We start from the raw sequence: 15958 nt of genomic DNA, 5'->3' as shown, positions 1-15958 counted from the left end.
TTCAAGGTTTCCCACGGTGCCAGGAAAATTGGTGATCAAACGTCAACCGGCTATCGGCGATTCGCAAGGTTCCGGGATATCGGATTCGAGGAAGTTCGACGAAGGTTGCCGGTGGTGGATGTATCCGACAAGACCTAGTGTACGGGCAATTCGGTGGAACCGGTTGCATTGGGCACAAGTGCCCTACGTCGGCGCGGTGAATTGTGGTGCAGTAGACCGGGCCCTGCGCGTTGACTGCGCAGGCCCGGCGCGATTGTATTGAACACGACGAATAGCAAGGAGGTTCACACATGAGCACCACGATTGTTGTTGGAGTCGACGGTTCGGACTCATCCCTGGAAGCTGTGGAGTGGGCGGCGAAAGCCGCTGAGCGGCAAGGCAAATCTTTGTCGATACTGGGTGCGTACGAAACCCAGGGGGCGCTGTACGCGCCGGCGCTGGTCATTCCGCAGGATGTCATCGACATCATCCGGCAAGAAGCGCATGCCAACGTCGACAAGGCCGCCGCACGGGTCCGGGACATCACTCCCGGGGTCGAGGTGAAATCCAAAGTCGCCGAAGGGCGCGCCGGGACGCTGCTGATCGAAGAATCGCACCACGCGTCGCTGGTCGTGGTCGGCAGCCGCGGACTCGGTGGTGTCAAGGGGATGTTCCTCGGCTCGGTGGGCGTGGACGTCGCCGCACATGCCTCCTGCCCGGTGCTTGTCTACGCGGGTCCGGGCGGAACAGGACCGGTTGTTGTCGGCCTCGACGGTTCAGCGTTGAGCGAGGGCGCGGTTGCTGCTGCATTCGAACAGGCGTCACTGCTGAAAACCGGGTTGCTCGTGGTCCACACCTGGACCGACCTGGCCGCCGATGCGCTTCACGGTTACGGCCTCGAGCCCGATCAGCTTCAGCAACTGTCCGATGACGCCCATGAGGTCGTCGCCGAGCGGATAGCCGGTTTCGGTGCCGACTATCCCGATGTCGAGGTCAAGCGTGTGATCGTTCCCGACGGTCCGGCGCATCAGCTTCTCGAACATGCCAAGGATGCCCAACTTCTGGTCGTCGGCAGCCGTGGTCGTGGTGGATTCCGGGGTCTGCTGCTCGGCTCCACCAGCCAGGCGGTCCTGCACAGGGCGCGGTGCCCGGTCCTGGTGGTGAAGCCGTCAGCCGAGAGCTGACACGACTTTCAGCTGGGCTCAGCTGAAAGTTCCTGTTCCTGCACTACTTTTTCGTCCACACTGCGCGCCGGTGTCCGCTCAGCGGGCGCCGGCGTTGTTGATTCTGGTGGCGGCGACGACTTCGGCAGGAATGCGGCGATCACCAGGGCGGCGATCAGTAGACCGAGTGTCAACAGGTAGGTGTCTGCCACGGCGCTCGCCAGATCCGGTGCCGCCACGGACTGTTCGTCGGCGCTGAGCCGAAGGGCCCCGGCCATGCCGGTGTCGCCGAGCAACTCGGCGCGGTTGTTGAACAGGGTGGTCAGGACAGTGGCACTGAGCGCGGCGCCGACAGCAGCCGCAAATTGGTTGCCGGTGGTGAGAATGGTTGTACCCGAAGAGATCGCCGGCCCCTGTATTCCGCGCAGTGACGCCGCCATCAGCGGCATCAGCGTGGCGCCGATGCCCATACCCATGACCACTCCGATGCCTACGAGCGTTGGGTACGAGGTGTTCTCGTCGAGTGTCGTGGTCATCAGGATCATCGCGACCACGGTGGCACTGATGCCGAACCAGACCACCCGGCGAGGATCGACACGGTCGGTGAGACGGCTGGCGATCTGGACCACCAGGCCGGTGGTCACGGCCTGCCCGATCACGATCAGTCCGGCGGTGGTGGCGCTGTCACCCCGGACTGCCTGGATGTAGATGGGCCCGAGCATCATCGACCCGAAATAGGCCCCCGCGACCAGGAACAGGCTGCCTGATCCGACGGCCAGCGACCGTTGTTTGAGCAGTCGTAGATCGAGCAGGGGGTGCGGCGACCGAAGGGTGCGGGCGATGAACAGGGCCAGTAGTGTGAGGCCGCAGCCCGCCGGAATCAGAACTCGGGCCGACATCGGCTCACCGCTATCGCCGGCCTGCGCCAATCCGAAGACGAGCAATGCGCCGCCGGGAGCCAGTGTGGCCAGGGCGATCCAGTCGAGTCGACCGCGATCGGTGCCCGCCTGTTGCGGAAAGATCCTGGTGGCCAACGTGATGGCCGCGATCCCGATCGGGACGTTGATCAGGAACAGCGCCCGCCATCCGATGCCATCGACCAGCAGTCCGCCGGTAACCGGCCCGAGAACGGGCCCGATCAACAGGGGAAGTCCGAGCCAGCCCATCAGTTTGCCGCGATGACGTTCGTCGACCATCTGCAACGCGATGGTCATCCCGACAGGCTGCAGGTACCCGCCGCCGAGGCCTTGGACGGCTCGAAACGCGATGAGACTCTCGATGTTCCAGGCCAGACCGGCCAGTGCCGAGCCGCCGACGAACAGGACGAGGGCGGTGAGGTAGACTCGCTTGGCGCCGAACCGGCGTATTGCCCATGCCGCGGTGGGCATCACCGCGACCAATGCGAGGGCGTAGGCGGTGGTCACCCACTGGACCGTGGCGAGGTTGGTGTCGAATGATTCGGCCAGTCGCGGGATCGCGACCACGGTGACGGTGACGTCGAGCATCACCATCAGCGTGCCCAGCGCCAGTACGGCCGCGACTTTCTTCGTACGCAGGTCCATGGTCAGGCTGCGCCTCGATCTCGGTGCTTGCGTTCGGGTTTGAGCAGTTCGGCCCACCAGACCAATTCGTCCATGGCGCTGCGGGCCGAGATGATCGCGGTCTCGTCGAGTGTGAGTCGGTCGTCGGTGAGGTGCTCCCAGGGCGCGTGGAGGACCACCCCGTTTCGGGTGCCGACCGAATACAGCTCGGCAAACACCGCGCGCAGATGTTCCACCGCGCGTAGTCCTCCCGACATGCCGCCATAGGACACAAACGTCACCGGCTTGTGTTTCCACTCGGACCGGTGGGCATCGATGAGGATCTTCAGCTCCCCCGGGTAGGAGTGGTTGTATTCCGGTGTGACAACGATGAATCCGTCGGCTGCCGCCAGCAGATCTGTGGTGTCAGGTCCAAAGGGCTCGGCGAGGTCGATGACCGCGATGTCGAGCCCATACGGATTGACTTGGTCGACAAACCAATCGGCCACACTGGGGCCGATGCGACCGGGGCGCACGCTGGCGATGATCAGGGCGAACTCGAGGTGTGTTGGTTGCATGGTCCCAGTCTTCAAGTTCAAGCGCGCTTGAAGTCAAGGTACGATGCGAAAATGGCAGTCAAAAAGTTGGAATTGACGGTAGGGGAGTTGGCCATCCGGGCCGGCGTGGCGCCGTCGGCCGTGCGGTATTACGAAGATCGCGGACTGATCTTCAGCCGCCGTACCTCCGGCAATCAGCGGCGCTATCACCGGGCGATGTTGCGGCGGGTCGCGTTCATCAGAGCCTCGCAGGCCGTCGGGATCCCACTGGCGACCATCGGGTCGGTCCTGGCGGTCCTCGGCGAACACGAGTCGCCTACCAAGGCGATGTGGCACAAGGCATCGGTGCAGTGGATGGAGGATCTGGATGAACGGATCGCGCTGCTGCAGCGGATGAGAGACCTGATGGACGGCTGCGTCGGCTGCGGCTGTTTGTCGATGAAGGCCTGTCTGCTCCTCAATCCCGGTGACGTGTTCGCACAGCAGGGCGTCGGAACCAACCGGTTGCTCACGCAGGAGTGCGAGGAGAAGCTCGAAGGTCACGAGTCCGCGGGGTGCGCCAAACCCACACGGAGTCCGGCCGGTCGAGGCGGTCCGGCCGGACCCGGCGGCTCGATCGACTCAGTCGGCTCGATCGATTCAGCCGGCTGAGTCGGCGCCCGCCTCCAGGTCGGCGATCACCAGCTTGCCGTGGGTTTTCATCATCGCCTCGGTGGCACCCCGGGCACGGGCCCGATCCGGATCGGTCAATAGTTCATACAATCGGGTCGGCACGATCTGCCAGCTGAGACCGAACGGATCCTTCAGCCAGCCACATTCCGATTCGGTGCCACCGTTGGCCGTCAGTGCATTCCAGTAATAGTCGATCTCCTCCTGTGACTCGCAGCGGACCACAAACGACACCGCTTCGCTGAAATGGAATTCCGGGCCGGCATTGATACCTTCGAACGTGTTGCCGGACAGGGTGAATGTGGCGGCAAGGATGCTTCCTTCCGGTCCCGGCCCGTCTTCGCCGACGTACAAGATCTGGTCGACGGTCGAGTCGGGAAAAGTCGCGGTGTAGAGCTTCATGGCTTCTTCGATGTTCTGGTTGAACCAGAGCGAGGGGACGATGGCGGGCATGTGGAAGTCCTTTCGGTTTCGACAGGCGAGCAGACGTGACTGCCTACACAGATATCGACTGCACGGCGACCGGAAACTCACCGCACATGCCGCCGCTGGTGCGAGCCGGGCCGCGATGAGGTCCGAATCGTGATCGCGTTGCCATCGTTTCGCGGCACTTCTCGCACTGTGAGATCCGGTGGCGCGGATTACCCTGTTGATACCGCCTCGGCATGGATCGGAGGGTGAGCAAAATGAGTGCACAATCGCTTCCCGGGCCGCATGGGTCGCTCTGGCCGACAGTTCAGACGGCAGACATCAGCGAGTATGCGCAGGTCATCAGCATGCTCGCTCAAAACGTGTCAGCAGATTCGTTGACGGATCCGCAAGATTTCAGCAGGCAGGCCCGACTTGCTGCTGCGCTGCTGCCCGCGCCGATTCGGGAACTGCTGCTCGATTTCCTCGTCGAGGGTGACGGCGGATTGCTGCTGCGAGGGCTCGACGTCGGTGAGATCGGTGAAACCCCGCCCGCCGCGGTCGGTGCACCCACTCGCCACACCAGCATCGCCGGGCAATCTGCGTTGCTGCTCTCGAGCATCGTGCACCTGGTCGGCTACCGCCCGGAATGCCGCGGCGAACTCGTTCAGACATTGGTGCCGATCCGCAGCCATCAGCGGCGGCAGATGTCGACAGGCAGTGCGGTGAACCTCGAAAGCCATACCGAGCAGTGCCACAATCTGCGGACGCGCCCCGATTTCATCGCTCTCGGATGTCTGCGAGGGGACCCGACGGCGGCGACCTACCTGCTCTCGGCCCGGAAGTTGCAGAATCTGCTTCCCGCCGAGACCGCCGTCCTGCTTCGTGATCCGGTGTTCCACACGCGGGTGGACGGATCATTTGTCGACGGTGGAGTTCCCGACGAGACCCGTGGGCCCATCCCGGTGCTCAGCGGTTCGTGGGATGACCCGGTGATCACCTACGACGAAGACCTGATGTCCGCGGATGACGACGAACACGCCGCCGCCCTGGCCGCGGTGAAGTCGGTGTGGCAGGCGCACCATGACGAAATCGTCCTGCGCCCAGGCGATTTGTTCATCATCGACAACAGTCGGGCCATCCACGGTCGTAGTTCATTCGCGCCGCGGTGGGACGGAGCCGACCGATGGTTGTGTCGGCTGCAGGGGTTGTGCAATCTGGCGGTGTCGCGGTTTGCCCGCGAAGACCGGTCGCCGATCATCGAGATCGAGGGCTGCTGAGGGCTCGATGTACGGGGGTCAGCCGGGCACGGCCGCACTCACCGTCACCGGCACTCCGTTCAGCACCGCATTCCCGGAGATCTCGTCGAGGCGAAGGGGATCGGTGACGTCGTTGACACTCGGGGCATCGATGAGCGCGGCCACCGACAGCTGAACGCCATCCTGATTCTGGCCGAAACCATGGGGCAAACTCACCACACCGGGCATGACGCTGTCGCTTTCGGCAACGGTCACCTCCACGCTGCCTGCCGCTGACCGCACCAACGCCCGGTCTCCGGAACACAGCCCGCCGGAGGCCAGATCTTCTGGATGCATCAACAGGTGATGGCGCGGGTGACCTTTGGACAAGCGGGGTGAATTGTTCATCCAGGAGTTGTTCGACCGCAGGTGTCGTCGGCCGATCAGCAACAGCTCATTCTCGGCGGTCGCCACCAGGTCTGTGTGCATCCGGTCCAGGTCCGCGGTGATCAGCGGCGGTGCCAGGTCGACCACACCCGATGCGGCCACGAGTTTGCGTTTCAGCCCGGGACGCAGTACCCCGAGATCGTGACCGGATGGGGTGGCGAGGAGTTTGCGCACCGTCAGAGAACCCGGACCGGTGTGCAGTAGCAGATTCAGCAACAGTCGTGGACTGGCCAGCGAGCGTACGGTCGGAACCAGTTGTTTCGGCAACCGCCGGAGGCGATCGAGCGCTCCCCGGTCTGCGGAGCGGGTACGTGTCAGACCCCGGGTGAGCTCTCCGAAGATCTCCCAGTCATGTTTGGCATCGGGTGATTTGGCGACGATGGCCGGTGAGAATCGGGCGGTGTTGCGAACCGCGAGTTGGTGGAAGACGAGATCGTAGTGATCGCGTTCGAAGATCATCGTCGGCGGCAGGATCACATCGGCGTGGCGGGTGGTCTCGTTGACGTAGAAGTCGACCGACACCATGAAGTCGAGTCCGTCGAGGGCCGGCCCCAGATGACCACCTCCGGGCGCCGAGGAGACCGGATTGCCTGCGACCGTGATCAAGGTCCGGATCTGGCCGGTGCCCGCGGTGACGATCTCGTCGATGAGCGTGGCGACGGGCAGTTCCCCCGCGAATTCCGGCAGCTCCCGGACCCGGCTGCGCCACTTGTCGAAATGGCCTCGACCACTGAGTTTCCGGCCCACCAGATCGATCTCGGGGTCTGGCAAGATCGCGCCCCCGACCCGGTCGAGGTTGCCGGTCACCGCATTGATCACCTGGATCGCCCACTGGCACAACGTCCCGAAACGTTGGGTCGACACACCCGTGCGCCCATAGATCACCGCGCGCGGGGCCGCGCCGAAATAGGTTGCGATCGAACGGATGTCGGTGATGTCCATTCCGGTGATCGGCGCGGCCCATTCCGGGGTCGTCGTCGTGGACACGGCCCGGACCTCATCGAGGCCGGACAGCGGGAGGTGCCCGATGCGTTCGGGCGAGATCCCACGCTCGTGAACGAGCACGTGCAGCACGGCCATCAGTAGTGCCGCATCGGTGCCGGGCCGGATGAAATGGTGTTTGTCCGCGATTGCGGCGGTCTCGGTGCGGCGGGGGTCGATCACCACGAGTTGTCCACCGCGACGGCGTAGTTCGCGCATCCGGTTGCGAAAGTCCGGGGAGGTCATCATCGATCCGTTGGACACCACGGGGTTGGCGCCGATGATCACCAGATGGTCGGTGTGGTCGAGATCGGGGACCGGGATCTGTAGCTGGTGCCCGTACATCAGGTGCGCCGCGAGTTGTATCGGAAGTTGATCCGCGGAGGTTGCCGAGAAGACATTGCGGGTACCGATCGCCTTCACAAACGGCAGACCATGTGTGAAAAATCCGAGACTGTGCGCATTGGGATTGCCCAGATAGAGTCCAACTGCGTTGCGGCCGTGTCGTTGTTGCGTCTCCACGATCTTGGCGGTGACCAATTCGATCGCCGCCTGCCAGCTGATGGACTCCCATCCGCCTCCGGGTGTCTTGCGCAGCGGCGTCCGCAACCGGTCCGGATCGGCGTGCAGGTCGGCAAGGGCCGTGCCCTTGGGGCAGATGTGGCCACGGGACAGGGGATCGTTGCGGTCACCGCGGATGTCGACGACGCGGTTGTCCTCGAGGGTCACCTGCAGACCGCAGATGGCCTCACATAGGTTGCAGACGCTATGGCTGGACGGCATACGTGGTGAGTGTAGGCCTGGTCGCGGTGTCAGAAAACAGCAATTCCGAACCTCCGACGGATTCTCAGGTCGGCGAGCATGACGTCGTTGAGGCCCTTGATCAGGCGTGCCACCGCCCAGTCGGTCTGGCGGTATGCCGTGAGCACCCGGTGGTACCGCCGGTCGTCCGCGGCAGTCCAGGACCAGCCCATCGCCTCACGGAACGGCTCGGGCAGCGCACCTTTGGTCATGAACAGCTGTGATTCGCCGAATGCCTTGTGCAGGACTTTTCCGCCGACCCCCAGCGGCTCGGTGAGGAAGCTGAGATCGGCCAGTGAGGTCAGCATCTCCCGGACCGGTGGATCGATGTGGATGTCTGCGACCTGTTTGTCCCAGTAGATCTCGAACGCGGCGCGATCGACCGGCCACATCGTCGGGCGCACGTTCAGGGTGGTACCCAGCCGGGCGGCGTCGGCGTAGATGGCGTCGGCGGTATCGGAGTCGAGTGGACCATAGAGGAACTCGTACTGGTCGAGGTAGAAGCGGTACAGGCAGGCAGCCACCCACAGCTGCAGATCGGGACTGTTGGCGCTGTAGGCGACTTCGGCACCAGGTCTCGACGTGACCTGACTGTGGACCTGTCGTAGCTGCTCTCGGACGTAGGCGACGTCGTCGTCGGTGCCACTGATCGCCACGGCCAGATATTGGCCGGTGGTGCGCGCTCGCTTGATCGGGTGTTTGAACGTATTGCCGCGTTCGACGGGGCTCTCGAGGACACCATGGCCGACACCGGGCGCGGCGAGCTGCATGATCACGTTGGCTGCAGCCATCGTGCTGCCCAACGAGGTGATGAGATCCAGGGTTCTACGGGGTTTTCTCGGCATCACGCACTCCTGGGCCGGGTGCACCGCAATGTGCACACATCGGTTTCCAGATGATAACTCCATTCAGCGTCGGCCGGTGGACTCCGTCGATCGCACCGACTGATCCGTGGGTCCGATGTGACCGGTCTGCGGGCGCGACGGTAGTTTTATCCCGTGAAGCAGATACCCCGCGAGATATGGGTTCTGCTCATAGCCAATGTCGTGATCGCGCTCGGTTTCGGCCTGATCGCCCCGGCGCTGCCGATGTTCGCGCGCAGTTTCAACGTGGGCATCACCGCGGCATCCGTGGTCATCTCGGCCTTCTCGGTGATGCGGCTGCTGTTCGCCCCCGTCGGCGGACGGCTCGTGCGATTGCTTGGCGAACGCCGGATCTACCTGACCGGTTTGCTGATCGTGGCGGCCTCGACCCTGGCATGCGCTTTTGCGCAGAACTATTGGCAGCTGTTGATCTTCCGCGGACTCGGTGGCATCGGGTCGACGATGTTCTCGATCTCGGCGACAGCGTTGATGATCCGCTTGGCCCCGCCCGATCTCCGCGGACGGGTTTCGGGCTTCTTCAGCGCCGGATTCCTCGTCGGCAACATCACCGGCCCATTGCTCGGCAGTGCGCTGATCGGATTCGGGCTGCGGATGCCGTTCGTGGTGTATTCCATCGCTCTCATCGTGGCCTCCATAGTTGTTGCCACGCAGCTTCGATCGGTGGGCGGGCGCCCGTTGCCCGGCGGCGGCGACGACGACCACGTCTCGATGCCCATGAAGGACGCCCTACGCGACAGCGCATACCGCGCAATCCTGGCATCGAGTTTCACGCAGGGCTGGGCGTCGATGGGCGTCCGCGTCGCACTGGTCCCGCTGTTCATCGTGGAGGATCTCGATCAGTCGGACGCCATGACCGGCGTGGTGCTGGCGGTGTACGCCGCGGGCAACGTGCTCGCGATCATCGTCGCGGGCCGGCTTTCGGACACTCTCGGGCGACGCCCGATCATGCTCCCCGGGCTGTTGCTGATGGGGACGTCGACCGCATTTCTCGGGTACAGCGGCAACATCTGGATCGCGGCCGCACTGACCTTTGTGGCGGGTATCGGTTCGGGACTTTTCGCCCCGACGCATCAAGCTGCACTTGCCGACGTCCTCGCCGGTCGGGGGCAGGGCGGCCCGGCTCTGGCGACCTATCAGATGACCGCGGACGTCGGAGCCATCAGCGGGCCGATCGTTGCCGGTTTCATCGCACAGCAATGGGGTTTCGGTCCGGCATTCCTGGTCACGGCCGCGGTGGCGTTTATCGCGACGATCTTCTGGATCGCGGCGCGGGAGACCTTGCCCAAGCGCATCGCCGACAACCTACAGGCGAACGAGGCCTGACCGCATTACCGTTGACTGCATGTCACACATGGCAAGTGCTGAGCAACCGGTTCTGGGTTCGGACTCCGAGGTCGGCCGATTGCGCACGGTGATGCTGCATCGGCCGGGTGACGAACTGCGCAGGCTCACGCCACGGAACAGTGACCAGTTGTTGTTCGACGGCCTGCCCTGGGTGGACCGGGCGCAGGAGGAGCACGACGCGTTTGCGGACGTGCTGCGTGACCGTGGGGTCGAGGTGCTGTTGCTCGGCGATCTGCTGACCGAAACCGTTCAGACCAGCGGTGCGGCGCGGATGCAGGGGATCGCGGCCGCGGTCAGTCCACGTCGGCTCGGGCACCATCTGGCCCAAGATCTGTCCGCCGAACTGCGGCGTCTGCCTGCCGGTGACCTGGCACGGGTCCTGATGGCCGGTATGACATTCGACGAATTGCCCGAATCGGCGGCGACAGTGCGGTCCTCGCTGGTGTGGCGGATGCACCATGGTTCCGAGTTCGCGATCGAGCCGTTACCGAACCTGTTGTTCACCCGTGACAGTTCGTTCTGGATCGGTGACAGGTTCGCGATCACGTCCCTGGCATTGCCTGCCCGGGTCCGCGAGACGTCCCTCACAGATCTCATCTACGCGCACCATCCGCGGTTCCTTGGGGTCCGCCGGGCATACGAATCGCACACGGCCCCGGTCGAGGGCGGCGACGTGCTGCTGCTCGCTCCGGGCGTGGTGGCGGTCGGGGTGGGGGAGCGCACCACACCGGCAGGCGCGGAAGCTCTGGCGCGCAGCCTGTTCGATGACGATCTCGCGCATACGGTCCTGGCGGTGCCGATCGAGCAACGTCGAGCCTCGATGCACCTCGATACCGTCTGCACCATGGTCGACACCGATGCGGTGGTGATGTACGCGGCCATCCAGGATTCGCTGTCCGCGTTCACTATTCGCAGCGGCGAGACCGTGTCGATCACCGGGCCGGAACCGTTCGTCGATGCGGCTGCCACGGCGATGGGCATCGACAAGCTCCGGGTGATCGACACCGGACTCGATGCGGTCACCGCCGAACGCGAGCAATGGGACGACGGGAACAACACCCTGGCCCTGTCGCCCGGAGTCGTGGTCGCGTACGACCGTAACGTCGAAACCAATCGGCGGCTTGAGGATTCGGGCATCGAAGTGCTCAGGATCGCCGGGAGCGAGCTGGGGTCGGGCCGCGGTGGACCTCGCTGTATGTCGTGCCCGGTCTCACGGGATCGGTTGTAGTCATGTCTTTCGACATCAGCTTGGGCATCGTGATCGACCCGGATTCCGACGTGGCGCCGTATGAACAGGTGCGCCGTGGCGTCATCGAACTGGTCAACTCCGGTGAGCTGCTGGCCGGTAGCCGGATCCCCACCGTCCGGGCACTGGCATCGGAACTCGATCTCGCACCGAACACAGTTGCCCGTTCGTATCGCGAGCTCGAGACCGAAGACATCATCGAAACCCGCGGCCGCAAGGGCTCTTTTGTGAAGGCGCATGCAGATTCCACACTGCAGCGCGCGGGAGAACTGACCGTGGAGCATGTTTCGGCTCTGCGTCAGCTCGGCATCGACGATGACCGTATCAAACTGCTGCTGGACAAGGCTTTGCGCAGGTGAATCGCGTGAGTCGACGCGTCCAGTTCGATGTCAGCTGCATGCTTACCCGTAGATAGCAAATTGGTCGCGTAAGTTGATCAATCAGGGTTGATGCTGCTTTGGTGGACTACATGGTACTGACGACTGAACGTTCTGACGCAGTTCCGCCACCTGACTCCGGAAACGGAAAGCCTCGACTCGATCTGGTGGTTTTCGGTGTGACCGCGGCGGCTGTGATCGCGTTCGTGGTGTGGGGTCTGGTCGACGGATCGCAACTGCGGTCGATCACCGACGACATGCTCGCCTGGATAACCGACAACCTGGGTTGGATTTACCTCCTGTCCGCCACCTTCTTTGTGCTTTTTGCGCTGTATCTTGCGATCAGCAAGTACGGCAAGATCCCGCTCGGGCGCGACGGTGAGAAGCCGGAGTATCGGACGATCAGCTGGATCGCGATGATGTTCAGCGCAGGTATGGGTATCGGCCTGATGTTCTTCGGCGCCGCGGAACCGTTGGCCCACTACGTCGATGCCCCGCCCGGGACCGACAGTGAAGATCTCGGCGTTGCGATGGCAACAACTATGTTCCACTGGGGATTTCACCCGTGGGCGATGTATGCCGTTGTGGGACTTGCGATTGCGTACAGTACCTATCGCTGCGGCCGCGGTCAGTTGGTCAGCGCGGTATTCGCTCCGATCCTCGGGCACCGCGCCAACGGCTGGGGCGGAAAGCTCATCGACATCCTCGCCATCTTCGCCACACTGTTCGGCACCGTCGCCTCACTCGGGCTCGGTGCGGCACAGATCGGCTCGGGCATGGTCGAGATCGGATGGCTCAACGAGCCGTCAAAGCTGTTGCTGGTGGCGATCATCGCAGTGTTGACCGCCGCGTTTGTCGCCTCGGCGGTTTCAGGCGTGGCCAAGGGGATCCAATGGCTGTCGAACACGAACATGGTGCTTGCCCTGATCCTCGCGGTGTTCGTGTTTGTTGTGGGTCCGACCGTGTTCATCCTCAACGTGCTGCCGACAACTATCGGCACATATCTCAACGACCTCACCGCGTTCTCGGCGCGATCGGGTGCCACGGTGGACAGTGCCGGTGAAGAATGGCTCGCCGGCTGGACGATCTTCTACTGGGCATGGTGGGTCTCGTGGACACCGTTTGTCGGCATGTTCCTGGCCAAGATCAGCCGCGGCAGGACAATTCGGGAGTTCGTCATCGGTGTGATGCTGGTACCCACGATCGTGTCGCTGGTGTGGTTCGCGATCTTCGGCGGTACCGCGATCCGGCAGCAGATGCAGGGCAAGAACCTCGACGAGGCCGGTTCGGAGGAGAGCCTGCTCTTCGACATGCTCGGGAACCTGCCATTGACCGGTATCGCGTCGGTGCTGGTGATGGTCCTGGTGGCGATCTTCTTCGTGTCGGGAGCCGATGCCGCGTCGCTGGTGATGGGGACGCTGTCGGAGAAGGGCGCGCAGAACCCGAGCAAAGCCGTCACGATCTTCTGGGGAACACTGACCGGTGCGGTCGCTGCGCTGCTGTTGTGGCTCAGTGGCGACGATGCACTCGAAGGCATCAAGACGATGGCCATCATCGCAGCACTGCCGTTCGTGATCGTGATGCTCGGGATGTGTGTGTCGCTCTATCTGGACCTGCGACGAGACCCGTTGATCGTGGCGCAGCGCACCTACAAGGGCGAAATCGATCGGAAACTGCGCGTCAAGGCGAACATCATTGCCGCCGAGGACGATTCCAGCGATGTCATGCCGTCCGACAAGTTTCCCGCAATCACTCCGGACAAATTCGACGACTGACCACCGCCCGCCCGACCGGGTGGCGGGGGTCAGGCCCAGCTCGGTAGCCAGATCTGTAGGTTCCACAGCTCACGGCTGATCGGGGATCCGGTGAGGATCGGCCACATCCACATGAAGTTGAGGACCACGAGCCCGATGTAGACGCTGACCCCGACCGCACCGACGAGCCGCCACTCGTAGGCGTTCTTACGTTTTCTTCGGCTGGCCGACAGGATGTCGCCGACACAGAGGGCCAACCCCATGATCAGGAACGGCGCCATCGCGGTTCCGTAGAAGAAGTACATCTGCCGGTCGAGGTTGGCGAACCAGGGCAGGTATGCCGCGCCGTAGCCGACCAGGACCACCGCGTACCGCCAGTCGCGCCGGATGAACATCCGCCACAGGGCCCACGCGAGCATGGGCAGTGCCAGCCACCACAGGATCGGCGTTCCGATGAACATCATGGCGCGCACGCATTCGGACTCGCCACACTTATCGGGCCCGTATTCGATGTAGTAGAGCATCGGGCGCAGGCTCATCGGCCACGTCCAGGGTTTGGATTCCCAGGGATGGTGGTTGCCTGCGGAGTTGGTCAGGGTCGAGTGGAAATCGAGCACACCGGACTCGTAGTACCAGAGCGAGCGCAGGGCGTCGGGCACCCAGGCGAACGGCCCATCGGTGCCGATCTGCTTGCCGACCTCGTATCGGTACACCGCCGTCTCAGATGCGAACCACGGCGCAAAAGTCGCGAGGTACACCAGGATCGGTGTGACGCCCAGTGAGAATCCGGTGGGGATCAGATCGCGAACCAGGACTCCGCGCCACGGCCGCCGCACCTTGTATGCGCGCCGGGTGGCGACGTCGAAACCGAGCGACAGCACCACGAAGAAGGCGACGAAGTAGATACCGGACCACTTGGTGCCGCAGGCCAGGCCCAGGAGGATGGCCGCGCCGAATCGCCACCACCGGAAGCCGAGGCGGGGGCCGTAGACGGAATCGGCCATCCGCCCTTCGAGGTGGACCCTGTGCATGCGGGCGCGCATCTGATCGCGGTCGCAGACGATGCAGGAGAGCGCGGCGACCACGAAGAAGATCTGGAAGATGTCGAGCAGTCCGGTGCGGGAGGCGACAAAACTCACCCCGTCGCAGATCAGCAACACCCCGGCGATCGCGCCGACCAGAGTTGACCGGGTCAACCGCCGGACCAGCCGGATGACTATGAGGATCATCAGGGTCCCGCAGACCGCGGACATGAAACGCCAGCCCCACGCGTCGTAGCCGAAGATCCACTCGCCGATGGCGATCATCCATTTGCCGACCGGGGGATGCACCACGAGGCCGTAGGCGGGGTTGTCCTCGAGCCAGTTGTCACCGGTGAGGACCTGCCAGGCCTGGGGGACGTAGTGCTTCTCGTCGAAGACCGGGGTGCCCTTGTCGGTGGGTGAGCCGAGGTTGATGAAGCGGGTCGCCGCCCCGATGGCGGTCAGGATCAGAGTGACGATCCAACCGCGCCTGCGGTCGGTGGCACCGAAGATCGGTGCGGGTACATCGCGGGCATCATTCGGGGTGTTGCCGAGGTCTTCGGCATGTGTGCCGGGCAGTTCTCCCGGGAGCCTGCGGGTGTTGATCGAGTCCTCCGGCGTGGAGATCTCGAGCGGCGGGGAGAACGTCACGGGGCCAATCGTAGGCTGTGCAGTGATGAACTCTCCGGAACCGCACGGCCAACTCGTACTCGCAGCGACCCCGATGGGTCACCTCGACGACGCTTCACCCCGACTGCGGCAGGCGATGGCCAGCGCCGATGTGGTCGCGGCCGAAGACACCCGCCGCGCGCGGGCCCTGGCCGCGGGGCTCGGTGTGACCATCACCGGGCGGGTCGTGAGCTACTACGACCAGGTGGAGGCGCAGCGGACGCCGGCTCTGGTCGAGGAGGTACGGTCCGGCGCGACTGTGTTGCTGATCACCGACGCAGGGATGCCGTCGGTGTCCGACCCCGGTTACCGACTCGTGGTGGCCTGCGTGGAGGCTGCGCTGCCCATCACCTGCCTGCCGGGTCCGTCCGCGGTCACCACCGCGCTCGCGGTCTCGGGGCTACCGGTCGAGCGGTTCTGCTTCGACGGATTCGCTCCGCGTAAGCCGGGACAGCGCAAGAAGTGGTTGTCGGCCTATGTGGCGGAGCCGCGTACCGCCGTGTTCTTCGAGGCGCCACATCGTCTTGCCGAATGCCTGCGCGATGCGGTGGAGGTGCTCGGACCCGACCGCCGCGCAGCGGTGTGCCGGGAACTGACGAAGACGTACGAGGAGGTGCGCCGCGGGACGCTGTCGGAGTTGTCGCTGTGGGCCGCCGACGGTGTGCGCGGTGAGATCACGGTGGTGCTCGAGGGTGCCGTCGCCGGGGAACCCGACATCGACGATCTGGTGGCGCAGGCCGAAGAGCTCGTGGCGTCGGGTATCCGTCTGAAAGAAGCCTGCGCGCAGTTGGCGACGTCGTCGGGTGCGTCGAAACGTGAGCTCTACGAAGCGGTACTGGCTGCCCGCGCAGAGGAGTAGTGACCCGGGCCGGAGTTCGGCCCCGGTCAGTCGCCTGCGT

Annotated in this window: 13 protein-coding genes and 1 pseudogene; 8 read left to right on the top strand and 6 right to left on the bottom strand. The window is 64.0% G+C overall.

Annotation, left to right across the window (positions count from 1 at the left end):
- Positions 1-290: 290 nt before the first annotated feature.
- On the top strand, positions 291-1163 hold the full coding sequence (locus tag AC1D75_RS25125) for a universal stress protein (RefSeq protein ID WP_495518041.1): 873 nt from the start codon (positions 291-293) through the stop codon (positions 1161-1163).
- Between the two features lie 8 nt (positions 1164-1171).
- On the opposite strand, the gene AC1D75_RS25120 is transcribed toward AC1D75_RS25125, so the two are convergent.
- Together AC1D75_RS25120 and AC1D75_RS25115 are read right to left on the bottom strand one after the other, a co-directional pair.
- On the bottom strand, positions 1172-2704 hold the full coding sequence (locus AC1D75_RS25120; RefSeq protein WP_495518040.1) for a DHA2 family efflux MFS transporter permease subunit: 1533 nt from the start codon (positions 2702-2704) through the stop codon (positions 1172-1174).
- 2 nt (positions 2705-2706) lie between these two features.
- Positions 2707-3255 (bottom strand): NADPH-dependent FMN reductase, encoded by a 549-nt coding sequence (locus AC1D75_RS25115; protein ID WP_495518416.1) that lies wholly within the window; start codon positions 3253-3255, stop codon positions 2707-2709.
- 36 nt (positions 3256-3291) lie between these two features.
- Here AC1D75_RS25115 and soxR point away from each other — a divergent pair.
- Positions 3292-3735, top strand: a pseudogene (gene soxR / locus AC1D75_RS25110) (redox-sensitive transcriptional activator SoxR); the annotation flags it as partial.
- 123 nt (positions 3736-3858) lie between these two features.
- Here the strand turns inward: soxR and AC1D75_RS25105 are convergent.
- Positions 3859-4341, bottom strand: a complete 483-nt coding sequence (locus AC1D75_RS25105; protein ID WP_495518039.1) for a VOC family protein — start codon at positions 4339-4341, stop codon at positions 3859-3861.
- 233 nt (positions 4342-4574) lie between these two features.
- Between AC1D75_RS25105 and AC1D75_RS25100 the strand changes: the two genes are divergently transcribed.
- A complete protein-coding gene (locus AC1D75_RS25100; protein WP_495518038.1) occupies positions 4575-5576 on the top strand; it encodes a TauD/TfdA family dioxygenase in 1002 nt (333 codons plus the stop codon).
- Positions 5577-5594: 18 nt separating this feature from the next.
- On the opposite strand, the gene AC1D75_RS25095 is transcribed toward AC1D75_RS25100, so the two are convergent.
- Both AC1D75_RS25095 and AC1D75_RS25090 read right to left on the bottom strand, forming a co-directional pair.
- Complete coding sequence (locus tag AC1D75_RS25095; RefSeq protein ID WP_495518037.1) at positions 5595-7745, bottom strand: molybdopterin-dependent oxidoreductase; 2151 nt, start codon at positions 7743-7745, stop codon at positions 5595-5597.
- A gap of 29 nt (positions 7746-7774) precedes the next feature.
- A complete protein-coding gene (locus AC1D75_RS25090) occupies positions 7775-8608 on the bottom strand; it encodes an oxygenase MpaB family protein (protein ID WP_495518036.1) in 834 nt (277 codons plus the stop codon).
- 153 nt (positions 8609-8761) lie between these two features.
- On the opposite strand from AC1D75_RS25090, the gene AC1D75_RS25085 reads away from it, so the two are divergent.
- From AC1D75_RS25085 to AC1D75_RS25070, 4 genes are all read left to right on the top strand, one after another.
- On the top strand, positions 8762-9970 hold the full coding sequence (locus tag AC1D75_RS25085) for an MFS transporter (RefSeq protein ID WP_495518035.1): 1209 nt from the start codon (positions 8762-8764) through the stop codon (positions 9968-9970).
- A 28-nt stretch (positions 9971-9998) separates the two neighbouring features.
- Complete coding sequence (arcA, locus tag AC1D75_RS25080; protein WP_495518415.1) at positions 9999-11219, top strand: arginine deiminase; 1221 nt, start codon at positions 9999-10001, stop codon at positions 11217-11219.
- A 2-nt stretch (positions 11220-11221) separates the two neighbouring features.
- Positions 11222-11596 (top strand): GntR family transcriptional regulator, encoded by a 375-nt coding sequence (locus AC1D75_RS25075; RefSeq protein ID WP_495518034.1) that lies wholly within the window; start codon positions 11222-11224, stop codon positions 11594-11596.
- A gap of 110 nt (positions 11597-11706) precedes the next feature.
- Positions 11707-13389 (top strand): BCCT family transporter, encoded by a 1683-nt coding sequence (locus AC1D75_RS25070; RefSeq protein WP_495518033.1) that lies wholly within the window; start codon positions 11707-11709, stop codon positions 13387-13389.
- Positions 13390-13418: 29 nt separating this feature from the next.
- Here AC1D75_RS25070 and AC1D75_RS25065 read toward each other — a convergent pair whose 3' ends face one another.
- A complete protein-coding gene (locus AC1D75_RS25065) occupies positions 13419-14969 on the bottom strand; it encodes a dolichyl-phosphate-mannose--protein mannosyltransferase (protein ID WP_495518414.1) in 1551 nt (516 codons plus the stop codon).
- Positions 14970-15066: 97 nt separating this feature from the next.
- Between AC1D75_RS25065 and rsmI the strand changes: the two genes are divergently transcribed.
- Positions 15067-15918, top strand: a complete 852-nt coding sequence (gene rsmI, locus AC1D75_RS25060) for a 16S rRNA (cytidine(1402)-2'-O)-methyltransferase (protein WP_495518032.1) — start codon at positions 15067-15069, stop codon at positions 15916-15918.
- Positions 15919-15958 lie beyond the last annotated feature (40 nt).

This window comes from Williamsia sp. Y712 (assembly GCF_059445525.1).
This window is presented reverse-complemented; position numbering and strand designations above follow the sequence as displayed.

Bases quoted from the DNA above. Each gene is read 5' to 3' on its own strand.
- arcA (WP_495518415.1), top strand. From the start codon at position 9,999: ATGGCAAGTGCTGAGCAACCGGTTCTGGGTTCGGACTCCGAGGTCGGC.
- AC1D75_RS25095 (WP_495518037.1), bottom strand. From the start codon at position 7,745: ATGCCGTCCAGCCATAGCGTCTGCAACCTATGTGAGGCCATCTGCGGT.
- AC1D75_RS25090 (WP_495518036.1), bottom strand. From the start codon at position 8,608: ATGCCGAGAAAACCCCGTAGAACCCTGGATCTCATCACCTCGTTGGGC.
- AC1D75_RS25070 (WP_495518033.1), top strand. From the start codon at position 11,707: ATGGTACTGACGACTGAACGTTCTGACGCAGTTCCGCCACCTGACTCC.
- AC1D75_RS25100 (WP_495518038.1), top strand. From the start codon at position 4,575: ATGAGTGCACAATCGCTTCCCGGGCCGCATGGGTCGCTCTGGCCGACA.
- AC1D75_RS25125 (WP_495518041.1), top strand. From the start codon at position 291: ATGAGCACCACGATTGTTGTTGGAGTCGACGGTTCGGACTCATCCCTG.
- AC1D75_RS25105 (WP_495518039.1), bottom strand. From the start codon at position 4,341: ATGCCCGCCATCGTCCCCTCGCTCTGGTTCAACCAGAACATCGAAGAA.
- rsmI (WP_495518032.1), top strand. From the start codon at position 15,067: ATGAACTCTCCGGAACCGCACGGCCAACTCGTACTCGCAGCGACCCCG.
- AC1D75_RS25120 (WP_495518040.1), bottom strand. From the start codon at position 2,704: ATGGACCTGCGTACGAAGAAAGTCGCGGCCGTACTGGCGCTGGGCACG.
- AC1D75_RS25075 (WP_495518034.1), top strand. From the start codon at position 11,222: ATGTCTTTCGACATCAGCTTGGGCATCGTGATCGACCCGGATTCCGAC.